The organism is Burkholderia sp. Ac-20365 (assembly GCF_017104715.1).
GTDB lineage: Bacteria > Pseudomonadota > Gammaproteobacteria > Burkholderiales > Burkholderiaceae > Paraburkholderia.
This window is the reverse complement of sequence record NZ_JAAGPI010000044.1, coordinates 1-17,982: the sequence shown is the minus strand read 5'-3', so window position 1 is coordinate 17,982 and position 17,982 is coordinate 1. Positions and strand designations below refer to the sequence as shown.

The following is a 17,982-nucleotide window of genomic DNA, read 5'->3' as shown; positions in this document are numbered from 1 at the left end:
TCATGAATATCGCTCCTTCTCCAACCCAGACCGCGCAGGACGCGCGCCCCGGCTATGCCGCCCGGGCGCTGATCGCGTCGGTGCTCGGCTACGCGATGGACGGTTTCGACCTGCTGATTCTCGGCTTCATGCTGCCTGCCATCGCCGCTGATCTGCACCTTTCATCGACGCAAGCCGGGTCGCTGGTGACGTGGACACTGGTCGGCGCGGTCGCGGGCGGGCTGATTTTCGGCGTGTTGAGCGACTATTTCGGCCGTGTGCGCATGCTCACGTGGACCATTCTGATCTTCGCCGTCTTCACCGGGCTGTGCGCGCTGGCGCAAGGCTACGGCGATCTGCTCGTATACCGGACCATCGCGGGCATTGGTCTTGGCGGCGAGTTCGGCATTGGCATGGCGCTGGTCGCCGAGGCGTGGCCGGCGGCATTGCGGGCACGGGCGTCGTCATATGTCGGGCTCGGCTGGCAACTGGGCGTGCTGGCGGCAGCGCTGCTCACGCCTTTGCTGCTGCCCATGATCGGCTGGCGCGGAATGTTCGCGATCGGGCTGCTGCCGGCCATCGCGTCGTTTTTCGTGCGACGGCGCGTCGAGGAACCCGCGCTCTTCACTGAACGCGTCGCGCGCGGCATGCGCAAGCCGCCGCTGAAACTGCTCGTCGCCGATTCACGCACAACGCGCGCGAGCATCGGCGTCGCGATCCTTTGCTCGGTGCAGAACTTCGGCTACTACGGCCTGATGATCTGGTTGCCCACGTATCTGTCGAAAACGTTCGGCTACTCGCTGACGCGCTCCGGTCTGTGGACGGCCGTTACCGTGCTCGGCATGGCTGCAGGAATCTGGCTGTTCGGCGTCGCCGCTGACCGCTTCGGCCGCAAGCCTGCATTCCTGTTCTATCAGGCGGGCGCGGTCGTGATGGTGTACGTCTACTCGCAATTGAGCACGCCGTACGCGCTGCTGATCGGCGGCGCGGTGATGGGCATGTTCGTGAACGGGATGATTGGCGGCTACGGCGCGCTGATCTCTGAGCTGTATCCGACCGATGCCCGCGCTACTGCGCAAAACGTGTTGTTCAACATCGGTCGTGCGGTTGGCGGGTTTGGGCCCGTCGCGGTCGGCGCGCTGGCCGCCCAGTTTTCGTTCGCGGCGGCGCTCGGCTTGCTCGCTTCGATCTACATCCTCGACATCCTCGCCACGCTCTTTCTGATTCCGGAACGCCGCGGCGCAGCGCTCGAATAAGCCCGCGTCGCCGCGCGCCAGCGCGCGCAGTGGAAGTGCTTTCATGTCGCGCTGCAGCAAGCACTGGCGCGGCTCCGGCTTATCCATCCGGTACAAAACCTGTCCCGAAATGACGCATTCGGGGTGTACACTGGTCGACCCGAAAAAGCTCAGCGCCATTCGCTTTCCGCTGAGGTTTGACGCCGCGCCCAACCGGCGCACGCGAGAATCGCCGCCGTCGAGCATCCTGTCGACATTGGCCAGCGCAGCACGTGACATTGAGCCGGGGCCCAATTATCAACGTCTCGCAGGTTAGAAAATGGACGAACAACTGAAGCAAAGCGCTCTCGCATACCACCAGAATCCCCGGCCCGGCAAGATTTCGGTCACGCCGACCAAGCCGCTTTCGAACCAGCTCGACCTGTCGCTGGCGTATTCGCCGGGTGTCGCAGCCGCATGTATGGCGATCTTCGACGAACCGCTCGACGCGCAGAAGTACACGTCGCGCGGCAATCTCGTCGGCGTGATCACGAATGGCACGGCCGTGCTGGGCCTCGGCAACATCGGGCCGCTCGCCGCGAAGCCGGTGATGGAAGGCAAGGGCTGTCTCTTCAAGAAGTTCGCCGGCATCGACGTGTTCGATATCGAGCTGAGCGAGTCCGATCCCGACAAGCTCGTCGAAGCGATCGCGATGCTCGAGCCGACGCTCGGCGGCATCAACCTCGAAGACATCAAGGCGCCCGAATGCTTCTACATCGAGAAGAAGCTGCGCGAGCGCATGAAGATTCCCGTTTTCCACGACGATCAGCACGGTACGGCGATCATCGCGTCGGCGGCAATTCTCAACGGCCTGAAAGTGGTCGGCAAGAAGCTCGAAGAAGTGAAGCTGGTGTGCTCGGGTGCGGGCGCGGCGGCTATCGCCTGTCTGGATCTGCTGGTGAATCTGGGCCTGTCGAAGAAGAACGTGCTCGTCATCGATTCGAAGGGCGTGATCTACGAAGGGCGCGGCAATCTGGATCCGTCGAAGGAGCGTTACGCGGCGAATACGGAAGCGCGCACGCTGGCTGACGCGATCAAGGGCGCGGACGTGTTCCTCGGCTGCTCGAGCGCAGGCGTGCTGAAGCCGGAAATGGTCAAGGACATGGGTACGCAGCCGCTGATTCTCGCGCTCGCGAACCCGGAACCGGAAATCCGTCCGGAAGAAGCGAAGAAGGTTCGCCCGGACTGTATCGTCGCGACTGGCCGTTCGGACTATCCGAACCAGGTTAACAACGTGCTGTGCTTCCCGTTCATCTTCCGCGGCGCGCTGGACGTCGGCGCGACGACGATCACGGAAGAAATGAAGCTCGCGTGCGTGCGCGCAATCGCCGAACTCGCGGAAGAAACCGATCAGGGCGATGAAGTCGCGAAGGCTTATGAAGGCCATTCGCTCGAATTCGGTCCCGACTATCTGATTCCGAAGCCGTTCGATCCGCGTCTGATCATCAAGATCGCGCCGGCCGTTGCGCAGGCCGCGATGGATTCTGGCGTCGCCACCCGTCCGATTCAGGACATGGACGCGTATCGCGAGCAACTCGGCGCAACCGTCTATCGCACGGGCATGGTGATGCGCCCGGTGTTCGCGGCGGCGAAGGCGCAACCGGCGCGCATCGTGTTCGCGGAAGGTGAAGACGAGCGCGTGCTGCGCGCCGCGCAATTCGTGCTGCTCGAAAAGATCGCGAAGCCGATTCTGGTTGGCCGCCCGAGCGTGATCGAGATGCGTCTGAAGAAGATGGGCTCGAAGCTCAAGTGCGGTGAGGACGTCGAGATCGTCAATCCGGAAGACGATCCGCGCTATCAGAAGAGCTGGCAGGCGTATCACGAAATCGGCGCGCGCGAAGGCGTCACGCCTGAAGTCGCGAAGGCCGCGATGCGCAAGTTCAACACGCTGATCGGCGCGATTCTCGTGCACCTCGGCGACGCGGACGGCATGATCTGCGGTCTGATCGACACGTATCACGAGCATCTGAAGTTCGTCGAACAGGTGCTGGGCAAGGCGGAAAGCGTCGATAACTTCGCCGCGATGAACCTGCTGATGCTGCCGGGCCGCAACCTGTTCATTAGCGACACCTACGTGAACGAAGTGCCGACGGCCGAGCAACTCGCCGACATGACGATTCTCGCCGCGCGCGAAATCGAGAAGTTCGGCATCGTGCCGAAGGTCGCGCTGCTGTCGAACTCGAACTTCGGCAGCGTTCCGTCGTCGTCTTCGGCGCGTATGGCTGCCGCACGCAAGCTGATCGCCGAACGCGCGCCGCATCTCGAAGTGGACGGCGAAATGCACGGCGACGCGGCGCTGTCGGAAGCGGTGCGCAAGGCCGCGTTCCCCGGCACGACGCTGACGGGCGAAGCGAACCTGTTGATCATGCCGAACGTCGAAGCGGCGAACATCACGTACAACCTGCTGAAGATGATCGGCGGCGAAGGCGTGACGGTCGGTCCGTTCCTGCTCGGCGCGGCCAGGCCGGTGCACATCCTGACGCCGGCTGCGACCGTGCGCCGGATCATCAACATGACGGCGGTGGCTTCGGCGAACGCCAACGTGAACCGGCACGCCGTGAAGTAATCTGGCGGTCGTTGACGCGATAAAAAAGGGCACCGCAAGGTGCCCTTTTTGTTGCCGAGGTGCCTGAGAAAGCAGCGTTACGCCACGTGCCGCTCGACGCCACCCGACGGCGCGCGCCACTTCGCCAGCAACGCGGCCCACTTCGCCCGCACGGCTTTCAGGTTGTTCTCCTTGATATGACCGTAACCGCGAACGCCATCCGGAAGATTGGCAAGTTCGACGGCAAGCGCGCGCTTCTCAGCCGTCAATCCGCCGATCAGCTCACGCACCAGCCCTTCATACTCGACGATCAACGCGCGTTCGGTGCGACGTTCTTCCGTGTTGCCGAACACATCGAGCGGGGTGCCGCGCAGGAACTTCATCTTCGCGAGCACGTGCATGGCCTTGAGCATCCACGGGCCGTATTGTTTCTTCACCAGATGCCCGTGCGCGTCCTTCGCCGACGTAGCGGGCGGCGCGAGGTGGAACTTGAGCTTCCAGTCGCCCTCGAAATTCGCCTTCAGCTTCTCGACGAACGCCGGATCCGAATAAAGCCGCGCCACTTCGTACTCGTCCTTGTACGCCATCAGCTTGTGGAGATTCTTCGCGACGGCTTCCGTCAGGAGCATCTGGGCATCGACGGAATCGAGCTTCGATTCGGCGGCGCGCACTTCTTCAACAAGCTTGCGATAGCGCGTCGCGTACGCGTCGTTCTGATACGCGGCGAGATACTGGGCGCGTTTGTCGATCAGCGTATCGAGCGCCTTCGGCGTATGCAGCGAAACGATCTTGCCGCCCGCGGCATTCGCCGTGTTGCCGTCGTCAATACGATCCTGCATTTGCGCGAGCTTGCGCACGGCAGCCAGATCGTGCGCCGCGCGACGGCCCCATTCGAACGCCGCGCGATTCTTCTCGACCTGCACCGCGTTGAGTTCGATCGCGCGAGTCAGCGATTCATGCGTGAGCGGCAGCCAGCCCTTTTGCCACGCGTAGCCGAGCACGAACGGGTTCGTGTAGATCGCGTCGCCGAGCAGCGCGACCGCGAAGTGATTAGCGTCGACAGCCGCGACACACTCGTCGCCCGCGGCGGCGCGCACATCGGCATCGGCGCTTGCGCCGGGGAAGCGCCAGTTCGGGTTCTTGATGAACTCGGCAGTCGGTGTCGGCGCGCTGTTCAGCACGACGTGCGTCTGACCGGCCTGCATCCGCGACACGCATTCGTCGCTTGCCGTCACGAGTGAATCGCAGCCGATCACGAGACTCGCTTCGCCCATCGCGATGCGCGTCGCGTGAATGTCAGCGGGCTGGTTCGCGATCTGCACGTGGCTCATCACGGCGCCGCCTTTTTGCGCGAGACCCGTCACGTCGAGCACGGTCACGCCCTTGCTCTCGAGGTGCGCGGCCATACCGAGCAGCGCGCCGATCGTCACCACACCCGTGCCGCCGACGCCCGTGACCAGCACGCCATACGGCTTGGCGATCGCCGGTACTTCCGGATCGGGAACGGGCGGCATCGCGTCGCTCGCGACACCGGACGCCTTCGGCTTGCGCAACTGTCCGCCTTCAACCGTGACGAAGCTCGGGCAGAAGCCCTTCAGACACGAATAGTCCTTGTTGCAGGTCGACTGGTTGATCTGCCGCTTCGTGCCGTACTCGGTTTCGAGCGGCTCGACGGAGAGGCAATTCGACTGCACCGAGCAGTCGCCGCAACCTTCGCAGACCGCTTCGTTGATGACGACTCGCTTGGCCGGATCGGGATACGCACCGCGTTTGCGGCGGCGGCGTTTCTCGGTCGCACAGGTCTGGTCGTAGATCAGGATCGTCGTGCCTTCGATTTCGCGCAGTTCGCGCTGCACGTCGTCGAGCTTGTCGCGATGATGGATGTCGATGCCCGGCGCAAGACCGACGTTCGCGTTGTACTTCTCCGGCTCATCCGTGACGATCACGATTTTCTTCGCGCCTTCGGCCGCGAGCTGATGCGTGATCTGCGGCACGGTCAGCACGCCGTCGACAGGCTGGCCGCCCGTCATCGCGACGGCATCGTTGTACAGAATCTTGTACGTGATGTTCGCTTTCGATGCGATCGCCGCGCGGATCGCGAGCAGCCCGGAGTGGAAGTAAGTGCCGTCGCCGAGATTGGCGAACACGTGCTTATCGTTCGTGAACGGCGCCTGGCCGACCCACGCGACGCCTTCGCCGCCCATCTGGCTGAAGGTGCTGGTGCTGCGGTCCATCCACACGGTCATGTAGTGGCAGCCGATGCCCGCCATCGCGCGCGAACCTTCCGGCACGTTCGTCGATGTATTGTGCGGACAGCCTGAGCAGAACCACGGTTTGCGCTCAACCTGAACGCGCGGGCGTGCGAGCGCCTTTTCCTTCGCTTCGATCACCGCAATGCGCGCGGCGATGCGGGCGCGCACGTCGGACGGCAGATCGAATTTGTCGAGCCGCGTCGCGATCGCTTTCGCGATCAGCGCGGGCGACAGTTCATAGTGCGCGGGCAGCAGCCAGTTGCCCATCGGCACCGACCATTCGCCGCCTGCACCGTCCTTCTCGTCGAACTTGCCGAACACGCGCGGGCGCTGCGCGTCGGGCCAGTTGTACAACTCTTCCTTGATCGCGTATTCGAGAATCTGGCGCTTTTCTTCGACCACCAGAATTTCTTCGAGCCCGCGCGCGAAGGCTTGCGCGCCTTGCGCTTCGAGCGGCCACACGCAGCCAACCTTATATAGACGGATGCCGATGCGCGAGCAGGTTTCGTCGTCGAGACCGAGGTCGGTGAGCGCCTGGCGCACGTCGAGATACGCCTTGCCGCCCGTCATGATCCCAAAGCGCGCGTGAGGCGAATCGATCTCGATGCGATCGAGCTTGTTCGCGCGCACATAGGCGAGCGCGGCGTACCACTTGTAGTCGAGCAGACGCGCTTCCTGCACGAGCGGCGGGTCGGGCCAGCGGATGTTCAGCCCGCCTTCGGGCATCGCGAAGTCGGTCGGCAGGATGATTTGCGTGCGGTGCGGATCGATATCGACGGAAGCCGACGATTCGACCACGTCGGTCACGCACTTCATCGCGACCCACAGGCCGGAGTAGCGGGACATCGCCCAGCCGTGCAGGCCGAAATCGAGATATTCCTGCACGTTCGACGGAAACAGCACGGGCAGGCCGCACGCCTTGAACAGGTGCTCGGACTGGTGCGCGAGCGTCGACGATTTCGCGGCGTGGTCGTCGCCGGCCAGCACGAGGACGCCGCCATGCCGCGACGAACCGGCCGAATTGCCGTGCTTGAACACGTCGCCCGAGCGGTCGACGCCCGGGCCTTTGCCGTACCACATCGAGAACACGCCGTCGTATCTGGCGCTGGGATACAGATTGACCTGCTGCGACCCCCACACGGCGGTGGCGGCGAGGTCTTCGTTGACGCCTGGCTGGAACACGACCTGGTGCGCGGCGAGATGCTTTTTCGCCTTCCACAGCGACAGGTCGAGACCGCCGAGCGGCGATCCGCGATAGCCCGAGATGAACCCGGCTGTATTGAGCCCGGCGGCCCGGTCGCGTTCCTGTTGCAGCATCGGCAGGCGGACCAGCGCCTGGATGCCGCTCATGTACGCGCGGCCGCGTTCGAGCGTGTATTTGTCGTCGAGCGTGACGGACGTCAGCGCGGCTTCGAGCGAGGCTCGCTGACCGGCGTCTAGCGGGGCATTCATTATGTGTACTCCTCCACCCAGTTTGGGATCACCAAAACCTGCTTGGCCTCGGCATCTTGTGAATGCTTCGGCCGGGGTCGCCATGTTGACGGCTTTTTTTCGATGGTAGCACTGGTAAAAACCCGCCGCCTATCGCTGAAAACACCACAATGCGGGATGGATCACGGTGGAAAGTGTCATCCGTATGACCTTGCGTGAACTTTTTCGTGTGTCGCTGTTACGAGGTGTAAGCGCATGCAACGGGAGGAACTGCTCTTGAAATGTCGGTCTAAACTCCCCACTTGCACGAATCGCAACGTTCCACATGCAGTGGAGCTTCGCTGTGCAGTCGAAAAAGGAGTACGCATGAACACGAAACACATCCAGACCTTCCTGATGGTCTCGGCAGCATTTTTCGCGATGAGCGCGCCGATGCGCCCGAATAGCGCCAATGCGCTCGCGAATGCCGTCACACGCACTACGCAGGTCGCCGCGACGACGGTCGCCGTGGACCAGCGTCGTAAATCCGAAGACGACACGGAGCAGCGTGGCTAACGCGCTCGGGCGGATGATCCGCCTCGTGTATAGGTGAGAATCGGCTGGGCCGGTTCCAAGAACACAAAGGCGAGGAATCGGAAGATTCCTCGCCTTTTCTTATTGCCTCTAGCGTTCGAAAAGCGCTTTAGGCCTTGTCTTGCACGACACCGCGTCGAATCTGATCCAGTTCGATCGATTCGAACAGCGCCTTGAAGTTGCCCTCACCGAAGCCCTGATTGCCCTTGCGCTGGATGATCTCGAAGAAGATCGGTCCGATCTGGTTTTCGGTGAAGATCTGCAGCAGCAGATCGTCATGCTCACCGTCGATCAGGATCTTGCGCTTGCGCAGTTCGTCCAGCGGCTCGCCGTGGTTCGGCACGCGGCGATCGACGAGTTCGTAGTACGTGTCGATCGTGTCGAGCAGCGAGATGTTCGACGCGCGAAGGCCATCGACGGTCCGGTAGATATCGTCTGATCCGAGCGCGATGTGCTGGATGCCTTCGCCGCGGTACGCGTCGAGATATTCCTGGATTTGTCCTGCCGTTTCCGAACCTTCTTCGTTGATCGGAATGCGGATCTTGCCGCACGGCGACGTCATCGCCTTCGATTTCACGCCCGTCACCTTGCCTTCGATATCGAAATAACGCACTTCACGGAAGTTGAAGAGGCGCTCGTAGAACTCGGCCCACTCCTGCATGCGTCCGCGATGGACGTTGTGCGTCAGGTGATCGATATAGGTGAGGCCGTGACCGACGGGATTCGGATTTGCGCCCGGAATCGGTTCGAAATCGACGTCATAGATGCTGATATCGCCGATGCTGTTCGGCGTTGCGCCGTTCTTGCCGCGCCAGCGGTCGACGAAGTAAATCAGCGAATCGCCGATTCCCTTGATGGCCGGGATATTCAGTTCCATCGGGCCCGTCTTGTTGTCGAAGCCCCACGCGCCGAGGTCGAGTGCGCGCTTGTAGGCCTTCGCCGCGTCCTGCACGCGAAACGCGATTGCGCAGATCGACGGGCCGTGCAGTCGGGCGAAGCGCTGCGCGAACGAATCCGGTTCGCCGTTGACGATGAAGTTGATCTCACCCTGACGGTACAGCGTCACGTCCTTGTGACGATGCTTCGCGATCGCCGTGAAACCCATCTGCTCGAACAGCTTGCCGAGCGCGACGGGGTCCGGCGCGGTGTATTCGATGAACTCGAAGCCGTCGGTGCCGACGGGATTTTCCCAGGTTGGAACCTTCATGTCTGTCTCCTCAGATCCGGTGTGCGGTGCGCGTCGCGCGACCCGATGAAGAACAGTGTAGTTGCCGCTTTGGGAAGAAAACTTGCGAATTTAATCGCCCGACACTACGCTTCGGCTATTTTCTGGCGCTGAAACCGGGGTGGATGGCAGAACATGGCTGAAATCGAGATAGATGCGATCGACCGGCGCATTCTGGCGATCCTTCAGGAAAATGGGCGGTTGTCGAATCAGGAGATCGCCGAACGGGTGAATCTGTCGCCGAGTCCGTGTCTGCGGCGCATCCGGCGGCTGGAGGAAATCGGCGTGATTCGCGGTTATGTCGCGCTGCTCGATTCGCAGATGCTTGGGCTCGATCTGCTCGCCTACGTGAACGTGCGGCTCGAAAAGCGCGGCGGCCCGGCGCTCAGCGCACGCGCCGATGGTACGCCGGGCCGCGCGGGCGCGACGCATTCGGAACTGTTCCGCGTGGCCGTGCAAGGCTGGCCGGAAGTGGTTGCCTGCTACGCGATGACGGGCGACATGGACTATCTGCTGCGCGTGCAGGTGCGCGACATGGCGCATTTCTCGCGATTCGTGCAGGACCAGTTGCTGCGGCATCCGTCGGTGATCGACGTGAAGTCGAGCTTTTCGCTGGAGAAGTTCAAGGAGACAACGGCGTTGCCGCTTTGACCGGTGAGCGCGCCGCGCAAAAGAAAAGGGCGGCCCGGTCAAGAGCCGCCCATTGGCGATGTTCTGTTGCTGTGAGGCTTACGCGGCGATCGCGGTCGGAATGAACGACTCGATCAGCTTCGACGTGTTGCGCGCCTGGCGCTTGAGAACATAGTCGAACACGGCTGCCTGTTCCTGCAGCATTTCCGAGATGATGCTGTTCTGGTCCGCGGGCGCGAGCGTCAGATAAGCGTCCGCTTCGCCGTACGCGTATTCGATCTTCATGCCGGCCTTCTTCGCGATGTGCATCATCGTGCTGTTGCGCGACAGGCAGTGGATGTACAGCGTGGTGACGTGCGTATTGCGGCTGCGCATCGCGGCGCGTTCGAACAGCTTCGTGCCGATGCCCTGACCGCGCACGCTTTCCGACACCGACACGCCGAACTCAGCCGTGCGCGCGCCGCTTTCGGCGGGCAGATAAGCCAGATGGCCGACGCCGACCAGTCGCAGATGACGGTCGAACACGCCAAACACGGTGTCGCGGCCGAAATCCAGTGTACGAACGTAGTTTTCGATGACGCGATCCGGCGTGACCTGGCCGAAGCGCAGCAGGCGATCGTCTTCGTCGAGTTCGAGGAAGTGATTGAGCAGGCGCTCACGATCTTTTTCGCTGAGTTCCCGGATCAGAACAGGCGCGCGGCCGGCGACGTTCAGCAGGCGATCGACAGCGATCGGCTCGGCGGCGCGGACAGTTTGCTTATTCATAATGGGTTCTCCTATAGCTAGGCGGCATGACGCGCCGCAATAAGCATTCTAATGGAAAACCCGAATTCTCACTAGGGAAAACCCTGAAGCGAGCCGAGTGCACAGTCTAAAATTATGCGCTAATTTTCGTATCTAATTGATTTTACGGTGAAACTTAATGGGGTGCGTTGAGGGTCGCTTGCGTCGCCTTGTCGCAACGACGGCATGGTAATTGCTGCGCTACAGCATCAATTCGAGCTGCTTGCAGCACCTGTCGGCACGTTCCCCTTGGCGAGCCCGTGTTCCACCATTTCGACCACCTGCTCCGCGAACTCCTTGTAGCCCATCCGCCCGCCCGGCTTCAGCCAGGTGAAGGTCCAGTTGATCATCCCGAAAACCATCATGGTGAGCGCGGTCTGGTTGTCGCGCGTCACGCGATCCGGGTATGCGCGCGCCAGTTGCCGCGCAAATGCCGCGACTACGTCGCGCTGACGGTTCAGGACGATCTCACGTTGCGATTCGACCAGATATTTGACGTCGTTCAGCAGCGCGACATGCCGGCTGTGCGAGGTCTCGTATTCGGAAAGAAACGCGCGGATCAGTTCGGCGAATGTTTCGCGTTCAGTTAAGCCGCGTCGCTGGCTCGCGCCTTCCACCTCGGCGATGATCAGCATCAAGCGCTTCGTGTAGCGGTCGAGCAGGTCGAAGAGAATCGCTTCCTTGCTCTCGTAATAGTGATAGAGGCGCGCTTTCGATGTGCCGCTCGCCGCGGCAAGGTCCGCCATCGATGTGCTCGGATAGCTCGTTTGAGCGAATTTCGCAGCGGCCAGTTCGAGAATCTGGTCACGCTGGCTTTCGTGGTCTGGGGCTCGTGTACGGGCCATGATTGTTGTGGTTGTCTTAAACGGGAGAAAGGGTCGCGCGTGTGACGTTCATTTCGAGCGAGGGCCAGTTGTTCAGGTCGCCGCGTATCTGCAGATGGCCGGCGTCAGCGAGTTCGCGCAGTCGCCACAACGCGAGACTGTCGCTGACCAGCAAGCCGTTGTCGGCCGTCATGACGGAAGCGGCGACGCACCCGGCCGGCTGCCAGCCCTCGACGGCGGATTCGAGAATCAGCGCGTCGAGGTCAGCGAACGTGCCGCTCGTAAAGGTGTTGTCGCGCCAGCGGCGCAGCTCGGCATCGGCGAGTTTCACTTCCTGCCATTCGAGCGCGAGCCTGCCGATGCGCAAGACCGAAATGGGTGCGGCGCGAGGCAAATGTTTTTGCAGCAGATCCGGCGCAAACATCCCAACGGAAGTCGCTCCATCGGATCGGCGCAGCGGGGCGCTTGCGTCGCCGGTCAGGTCGTCGATCGACAGGCGCACTTCGTTGAGCCGCTGCGGCATCTCGCGCAAGTGGAAACACACACGGCGCAGCGTCAGCTGATCGGCGGCGCTCTGGCCGTGCCACACGACGACATGTTCCGCGCCGTCGATCACGGCCTTCAATGCTTTCGCCTGCGCTTCGAATTCGGCGACGAAATTGCGCGAGGTGTCGCCAAGCACGCGTTGCCAGAAATCCGCGCGCACATCCTGCGTGTCATCGACACCTTGCAACGGACCAGCGGCCAGGTCGTCGCGCAGCGCCAGCACGGCGTCGTTGCGGCCGGCGAGGCCGAGCGCCTTGCGCAGAGAATCAGCGGCGACGTCGCCGTTGGTGATGTGGATGATCGTCATCGTCGTTGATGGGCGGTCCGGGCGCCATGCGAAGCGCGGTTCAGTCCAATAGCAAGAGGCCACTCGCCTCAGGAATGACTTTCCTGTGACGAGCGGCCCCTAGTGTAAGCGGATCGCGTGTGCGCCGAAAGCGACGATGCGCACATCCGGTGCATTGGCACGCGTGCATGTTCGGCCATGCCGCGCGCCGCGCCGACATCAACGTTCGTCGTAGCTGACCACGACCTTGTCGCTGATCGGATGGCACTGGCAGGTCAGCACAAAACCGTCGCGGATTTCGTGTTCTTCCAGCGTGTAGTTCTTTTCCATCTTCACTTCGCCTTCGAGCACCTTCGCGCGGCACGTGCAGCAGACGCCGCCCTTGCACGCGTACGGCAGCGCCAGCCCGGCACGCAGACCGACGTCGAGCACGCTCAAGCCCTGATACGGCAGACGAAGCTTGCGCTTCTTGCCGTCGAGCACGATTTCGAGATCGGCTGTGGGCGTGTCGTCGGTGATTTCCGCGACGGGCACGCCTGCCTGCGGCAGCGGCGTGCCGAAGCGCTCGACGTGCACCTTCGCCTGCGGCACCTCGGCGGCTTTCAGCGCGGCTTCGGCAGCGTCCATCATCGGCGCGGGGCCGCAGATGAACGCTTCGTCGATCGAATCCGCCGGCACCAGCGTCTCGAGGAACGACGCGCACTTCGCCTGATCGAGCACGCCATTGAACAGCTCGACATCCTGGATATCGTCCGACAGCACGTGATACAGCACGAAGCGGTTCATGAAGCGGTTCTTCAGGTCTTCGAGTTCTTCCGCGAACATGATCTGGTCGACGCTGCGGTTGCCGTAGATCAGCGTGAACGTGCTGCGTGGCTCGAGTTCGAGCGTCGACTTGACGATCGCCAGCACAGGCGTGATGCCCGAGCCGCCCGAGAACGCGACATATTGCTTGCCGTGATCGGCGTTCAGGTGCGTGAAGAAGCGGCCGTCGGGCGTCATCACATCGATCGTGTGGCCGGGTTGCAGCGTATCGAACGCGAAGTTCGAGAAACGGCCGCCGCGCACGCGCTTGATGCCGATGCGCAACTCGCCGTCGCGGTCGTAATCGGTGACGCCGACGCAGATCGAATATGAACGGCGCGTTTCCTCACCGTCGATGTGCGTCTTCAGCGTGACGAACTGGCCCTGCGTGAAGCGATACTGCTCGCGCAGTTCGACGGGGACTTCGAAGGCGACGGAGACCGCATCGGCGGTTTCGGGCCGCACTTCCCGGATGCGCAGCGGATGAAATTGCGGGGTGGCCATATCAGTACGGTTTGAAGTAGTCGAAGGGTTCGCGGCAGTCGACGCAGCGGTACAGCGCTTTGCAGGCCGTCGAGCCGAATTGCGCGAGGCGCTCGGTGTGTTTCGAGCCGCAACGCGTGCAGGCGGGCGCGGGCAGCGAGCGCGGCACGAAGCGGATCACTTTCTCTTTCGATCCAGCCTGTTGCTCGCCGCTGCCGCAGTTGCCCGTCGGCGGCGCGATGCCGTAAGCGCGCAGCTTTTCGCGCGCGTCGTCGGTGATCCAGTCGGTGGTCCAGGCCGGCGCGAGCACGGTTTCGACGCGATGCGGGCCGAAACCGGCGGCGTCGAGCGCGAGGCCGATGTCTTCCGCGATCTGCGACATCGCCGGGCAGCCCGAGTAGGTCGGCGTGATGACGACTTCGAGCGCGCCGTCGGCGGCGCGGCGCACATCGCGCAGAATGCCCAGTTCGCGGATCGACACGACGGGGATTTCCGGATCGGGCACAGCCTCGAGCACGGCCCACGCCTGAGCAAGCGCGTGGTTCGATGCGGCGGTGGCGGTTTGAGCGGTCGAAGTCATCGTGGAACTCACCTGTTGGATCGACGGATTACCAGGTCGCGCCCGGATGCTGGCGCGCGAGGCTCTGCATTTCGGCGAGCAGGAAGCCCATGTGCTCCGAATGCTCGCCGTGCTTGCCCGTCGTAATGTGCTTGACGGGTTCCGGCAGCGTGAGCGTCGCTTCGTCGAGCGCGGCGCGCACGTCGTCGAGCCACAGCGCTTCCAGTTCCGACGTCTTCGGACCGATGCCTGCAGCGGCAATCGCGTCTTCCGTCGCGTCCGCGCTGAAGAATTCGCGCGTGTACGGGATCAGATAATCCAGCGCAGCCTGAGCGCGGCGGTGAGATTCTTCCGTGCCGTCGCCGAAACGCACGAGCCATTCATGCGAATGGTGAACGTGATACTGCGTTTCCTTGATCGACTTCGCGGCGATCGCGGCCAGTTGCTCATCCGACGAACCCGTCAACGCCGACCAGACATGCAGCATCAACGTCGAGTACAGGAAGTTGCGCACGATCGTGACGGCGTAATCCTTGTCCGCGTGCGCGGTGCCGGCGAGCGGCCCGACGTGCGGCAGTTCCGACAGCGTGTAGTTCGCGAACTCGCGCTCGGCGCGGAAGAACGCGTAGTCGTCTTCCGTGCGGTTTTTGCCGGTCAGCTTCTTTTCGAGATCGGCAGCGTGCGTGTACAGCAGACGCGCCTGGCCGATCAGATCGAGGCTCATGTTCGACAGCGCGATGTCTTCTTCGAGAATCGGGCCGTGGCCGCACCATTCGGCATTGCGCTGTCCGAGGATCAGCGCGGTGTCGGCGAGGCGCAGCACGTAGGCGAGGTGTTGGGGCGTGATATCCATGACGCGCGCTTACATGTGGTTGACTTCGTCGGGCAACTGATAGAACGTCGGATGGCGGTAAATCTTGTCGCCAGCCGGTTCGAACAGTTCGGCCTTGTCTTCAGGCGCCGATGCCGTGATCGCCGACGACGGCACCACCCAGATGCTCACGCCTTCCTGGCGGCGCGTGTAGACATCGCGCGCCATGCGCAGCGCCATCGACGCGTCCGACGCGTGCAGGCTGCCGCAATGCTTGTGGTCGAGTCCCTGCTTGCTGCGCACGAAGACTTCCCAGATCGGCCATTCCTTGTTCATCGCTATCTCCTTCCAGTCCTTCCAGATTCGGGGCGCCACTCAGGCGGCGTGTTGCTGCGCGCGCTGGCGCTGTTTTTCGGCATGGGCGAGGGCGGCTTCGCGGACCCAGGCGCCGTCGTTGTGCGCTTTCACGCGGGTCGCGAGGCGTTCCTTGTTGCACGGGCCGTCGCCGTTGACCACGCGCCAGAATTCATCCCAGTCGAGGTCGCTGTAGTCGTAGTGGCCGCGTTCTGCGTTCCACTTGAGGTTTTCGTCGGGGAGCGTGACGCCGAGTACCTTGGCCTGTTCGACGGTTGCGTCGACGAATTTCTGGCGCAGATCGTCGTTCGTGATCCGCTTGATGCCCCATTTCGCCGACTGATTGCTGTGCACGGAGTCCTTGTCGCTCGGGCCGAACATCATCAGCACCGGGAACCACCAGCGGTTCACTGCCTGCTGGACCAGCTCACGTTGCGCATCGGTGCCTTTCATCATCGCGAGCAGTGCGTCGAAACCCTGACGCTGATGGAACGACTCTTCCTTGCAGATGCGGATCATGGCACGCGCGTACGGACCGTACGTGCAGCGGCACAGCGGGATCTGGTTCATGATCGCCGCGCCGTCGACCAGCCAGCCGATCACGCCGACGTCCGCCCAGGTCGGCGTCGGGTAATTGAAGATGCTCGAATACTTCGCCTTGCCGGCGTGCAGTGCGTCGATCATCTGGTCGCGCGTGACACCGAGCGTTTCCGCCGCGCTATATAGATAAAGACCGTGGCCGCCTTCGTCCTGCACCTTGGCCAGCAGAATCGCCTTGCGCTTGAGGCTCGGCGCGCGCGTGATCCAGTTTCCTTCCGGCAGCATGCCGACGATTTCCGAGTGCGCGTGCTGCGAGATCTGGCGCACGAGCGTCTTGCGGTACGCGTCGGGCATCCAGTCTTGCGCCTCGATCTTGCCGTCGGCGTCCATTACTGCGTCGAAACGGGCCTGATCGGGCGAACTGGCGGCCGCGTCGAGCGGAGCCACGTTGCCGGGGATGTCGAGGGATTGCGTGTACATGTCGAACGCTCTCGTCATGAGTAAGTGTGTGTTCGGCAGTATAAACCAACCGTCCGGTCGGTTAATAAATTTTTCGAGATGGATTGGTAGGGGTTTGCACTATGCAATCGTGCACAATGGGCGGCTTGTGTCCTCGACCTTTTCTCACCGTTTTTTCACCGATCAGTCGCAATGACCCTTCGTACTCTTGCCGCCGCATGTGGCGCGGTTCTGTCTTCTGTCTGTTTCGTGTCGGTTCCTGTCTCGGCTGCGGAAAGCGCGTCGCCCTGGGTGACGGCCTGGGCCACGGCGCTTCAGTCGATTCCGCAAATCTCCAATCCGCCGCCGCTGTACCGTGCGCCGGACGTGGCCGGGCGTACCGTTCGGCAGATTGTTTATCCGACGCTGTCGGGTGATGTCGTGCGCATCCATATAAGTAACGCGTATGGGAAGTCGCCGCTTGTCATCGAAGATATGCGTATCGCGCGATCGGGTGCGGGAGCGGCCGTGCAGGCGGGCGGTGAGGCGCGGGTGACGTTTGGCGGGAAAGCGTCAGTTAGCGTGCCGCCGGATGGAGAGATCGATAGCGATTCCGTCCGCGTGCAAGTCGTGGCTGGTGAGCCGTATTCACTCAGCAGTTATATGGGGCGCGAGCAGAAACTGGTCGCCTGGCATCGCGTGTCGAACCAGGTCAACTATGTTTCGTTGCCCGGCAACCATGTCGGCGATTCCTCCGCCGATGCTTATCGTCAGCGGTTCACGCAATTCGCATGGGTCACCGGCTTGCAGGTCCAGGCGCCTTCGTCGTCGACGATTGCGGCGATCGGCGACTCGATCACCGATGGCATGCGCTCGAGTATCAATCAGAACCGTCGCTGGCCTGACGCGTTTGCGCGGCGGGTGGCGGGAAGCGGCGATAAATCGGTGGCGGTTGTGAATCTGGGGATCAGCGGTAACCGGCTGCTGAGCGATTCGGCTTGCTACGGGGACGCGCTCGTGGCGCGGTTCGGGCGCGACGTGCTGGCTCAACCCGGCGTGAAAACGGCGATCCTGCTGATCGGCATCAACGACATCAACTTCGCCGCGATGCCGCCTCATGGCGGTTTGGACTGCGATGCGCCGCATACGCAGATAACGACGGATAGTCTGATCGCGGGTTACAAGCGGGTCATTGCGGCAGCGCATGCTCGCGGCGTGCGGATTTTCGGCGCGACGCTGACGCCGGCGGCGCTGCCGCCGCAACGCGAGGCGACGCGTACGGCGGTCAATCAATGGATCCGGACGAGTCACGCGTTCGACGGCGTCGTCGATTTCGACGCCGCGCTGCGTGACCCTGCTGATCCGACGCGTTTGCGGCGCTCGTTCGATAGCGGTGACCAGATCCATCCTAGCGATGCGGGCTACTCGGCAATGGCGGATGCGATTCCGTTGCCGGCGGTGGCCAACGCAGCGCGGTAGTGACCCTTTGAAAAATCTTTGCGTCACACCCTTGTCACGGGGCGTGTGATGGCCTAAGATTCGCGTCCTCGTTCGGTAGCGCGGTGTTGAGCGCAGCGGAGCGGGGCCGCGGCAGAAACGGCGCGGTCGTGAAGTCGGCAGGGTTTTTCAGGCGATGCCAAAAAAA

15 protein-coding genes are annotated in these 17,982 nt (G+C 62.5%); 5 read left to right on the top strand and 10 right to left on the bottom strand.

Translation table 11 applies throughout. The features are described 5' to 3' along the window. The first annotated feature begins 2 nt into the window (after positions 1-2). Together G3O01_RS39085 and G3O01_RS39080 are read left to right on the top strand one after the other, a co-directional pair. Positions 3-1,235 carry an MFS transporter gene (locus G3O01_RS39085; RefSeq protein ID WP_205812781.1) on the top strand — a complete coding sequence of 411 codons (1,233 nt, stop codon included), beginning with the start codon at positions 3-5 and terminating at the stop codon, positions 1,233-1,235. A gap of 298 nt (positions 1,236-1,533) precedes the next feature. Continuing rightward, complete coding sequence (locus tag G3O01_RS39080; protein WP_205812779.1) at positions 1,534-3,819, top strand: NADP-dependent malic enzyme; 2,286 nt, start codon at positions 1,534-1,536, stop codon at positions 3,817-3,819. Between the two features lie 77 nt (positions 3,820-3,896). Here G3O01_RS39080 and G3O01_RS39075 read toward each other — a convergent pair whose 3' ends face one another. Next, positions 3,897-7,502, bottom strand: a complete 3,606-nt coding sequence (locus G3O01_RS39075; RefSeq protein WP_205812778.1) for an indolepyruvate ferredoxin oxidoreductase family protein — start codon at positions 7,500-7,502, stop codon at positions 3,897-3,899. Positions 7,503-7,847: 345 nt separating this feature from the next. Between G3O01_RS39075 and G3O01_RS39070 the strand changes: the two genes are divergently transcribed. Further along, on the top strand, positions 7,848-8,036 hold the full coding sequence (locus tag G3O01_RS39070; RefSeq protein WP_205812776.1) for a hypothetical protein: 189 nt from the start codon (positions 7,848-7,850) through the stop codon (positions 8,034-8,036). A gap of 127 nt (positions 8,037-8,163) precedes the next feature. Here the strand turns inward: G3O01_RS39070 and hppD are convergent, their stop codons facing one another. After that, positions 8,164-9,261 (bottom strand): 4-hydroxyphenylpyruvate dioxygenase, encoded by a 1,098-nt coding sequence (gene hppD, locus G3O01_RS39065; protein ID WP_205812774.1) that lies wholly within the window; start codon positions 9,259-9,261, stop codon positions 8,164-8,166. A gap of 153 nt (positions 9,262-9,414) precedes the next feature. Between hppD and G3O01_RS39060 the strand changes: the two genes are divergently transcribed. Continuing rightward, a complete protein-coding gene (locus tag G3O01_RS39060; RefSeq protein ID WP_109480217.1) occupies positions 9,415-9,930 on the top strand; it encodes an Lrp/AsnC family transcriptional regulator in 516 nt (171 codons plus the stop codon). Positions 9,931-10,008: 78 nt separating this feature from the next. Here G3O01_RS39060 and G3O01_RS39055 read toward each other — a convergent pair whose 3' ends face one another. The 8 genes from G3O01_RS39055 to paaA all read right to left on the bottom strand — a co-directional run bounded on the left by G3O01_RS39055 (position 10,009) and on the right by paaA (position 16,379). Continuing rightward, entirely contained in the window at positions 10,009-10,674 is a 666-nt protein-coding gene (locus tag G3O01_RS39055; protein WP_205812772.1) for a GNAT family protein, read from the bottom strand. A gap of 227 nt (positions 10,675-10,901) precedes the next feature. Then, entirely contained in the window at positions 10,902-11,537 is a 636-nt protein-coding gene (locus tag G3O01_RS39050; protein WP_205812770.1) for a TetR/AcrR family transcriptional regulator, read from the bottom strand. 16 nt (positions 11,538-11,553) lie between these two features. Continuing rightward, entirely contained in the window at positions 11,554-12,369 is an 816-nt protein-coding gene (locus G3O01_RS39045) for a DUF1835 domain-containing protein (RefSeq protein WP_205812768.1), read from the bottom strand. Between the two features lie 198 nt (positions 12,370-12,567). Continuing rightward, positions 12,568-13,656, bottom strand: a complete 1,089-nt coding sequence (gene paaE / locus G3O01_RS39040) for a 1,2-phenylacetyl-CoA epoxidase subunit PaaE (protein WP_205812766.1) — start codon at positions 13,654-13,656, stop codon at positions 12,568-12,570. 1 nt (position 13,657) lies between these two features. Beyond that, entirely contained in the window at positions 13,658-14,215 is a 558-nt protein-coding gene (gene paaD / locus G3O01_RS39035) for a 1,2-phenylacetyl-CoA epoxidase subunit PaaD (protein WP_205812759.1), read from the bottom strand. A 28-nt stretch (positions 14,216-14,243) separates the two neighbouring features. Beyond that, a complete protein-coding gene (paaC, locus tag G3O01_RS39030) occupies positions 14,244-15,047 on the bottom strand; it encodes a 1,2-phenylacetyl-CoA epoxidase subunit PaaC (RefSeq protein WP_205812752.1) in 804 nt (267 codons plus the stop codon). 9 nt (positions 15,048-15,056) lie between these two features. Continuing rightward, positions 15,057-15,341, bottom strand: coding sequence for a 1,2-phenylacetyl-CoA epoxidase subunit PaaB (paaB, locus tag G3O01_RS39025; RefSeq protein WP_109480210.1), 285 nt, complete (start codon positions 15,339-15,341; stop codon positions 15,057-15,059). A 39-nt stretch (positions 15,342-15,380) separates the two neighbouring features. Then, positions 15,381-16,379: a 1,2-phenylacetyl-CoA epoxidase subunit PaaA gene (paaA, locus tag G3O01_RS39020; protein ID WP_205812748.1), complete on the bottom strand. Its 999-nt coding sequence runs from the start codon at positions 16,377-16,379 to the stop codon at positions 15,381-15,383. Between the two features lie 171 nt (positions 16,380-16,550). On the opposite strand from paaA, the gene G3O01_RS39015 reads away from it, so the two are divergent. Then, on the top strand, positions 16,551-17,816 hold the full coding sequence (locus tag G3O01_RS39015) for an SGNH/GDSL hydrolase family protein (protein WP_205812746.1): 1,266 nt from the start codon (positions 16,551-16,553) through the stop codon (positions 17,814-17,816). Positions 17,817-17,982: the final 166 nt, after the last annotated feature.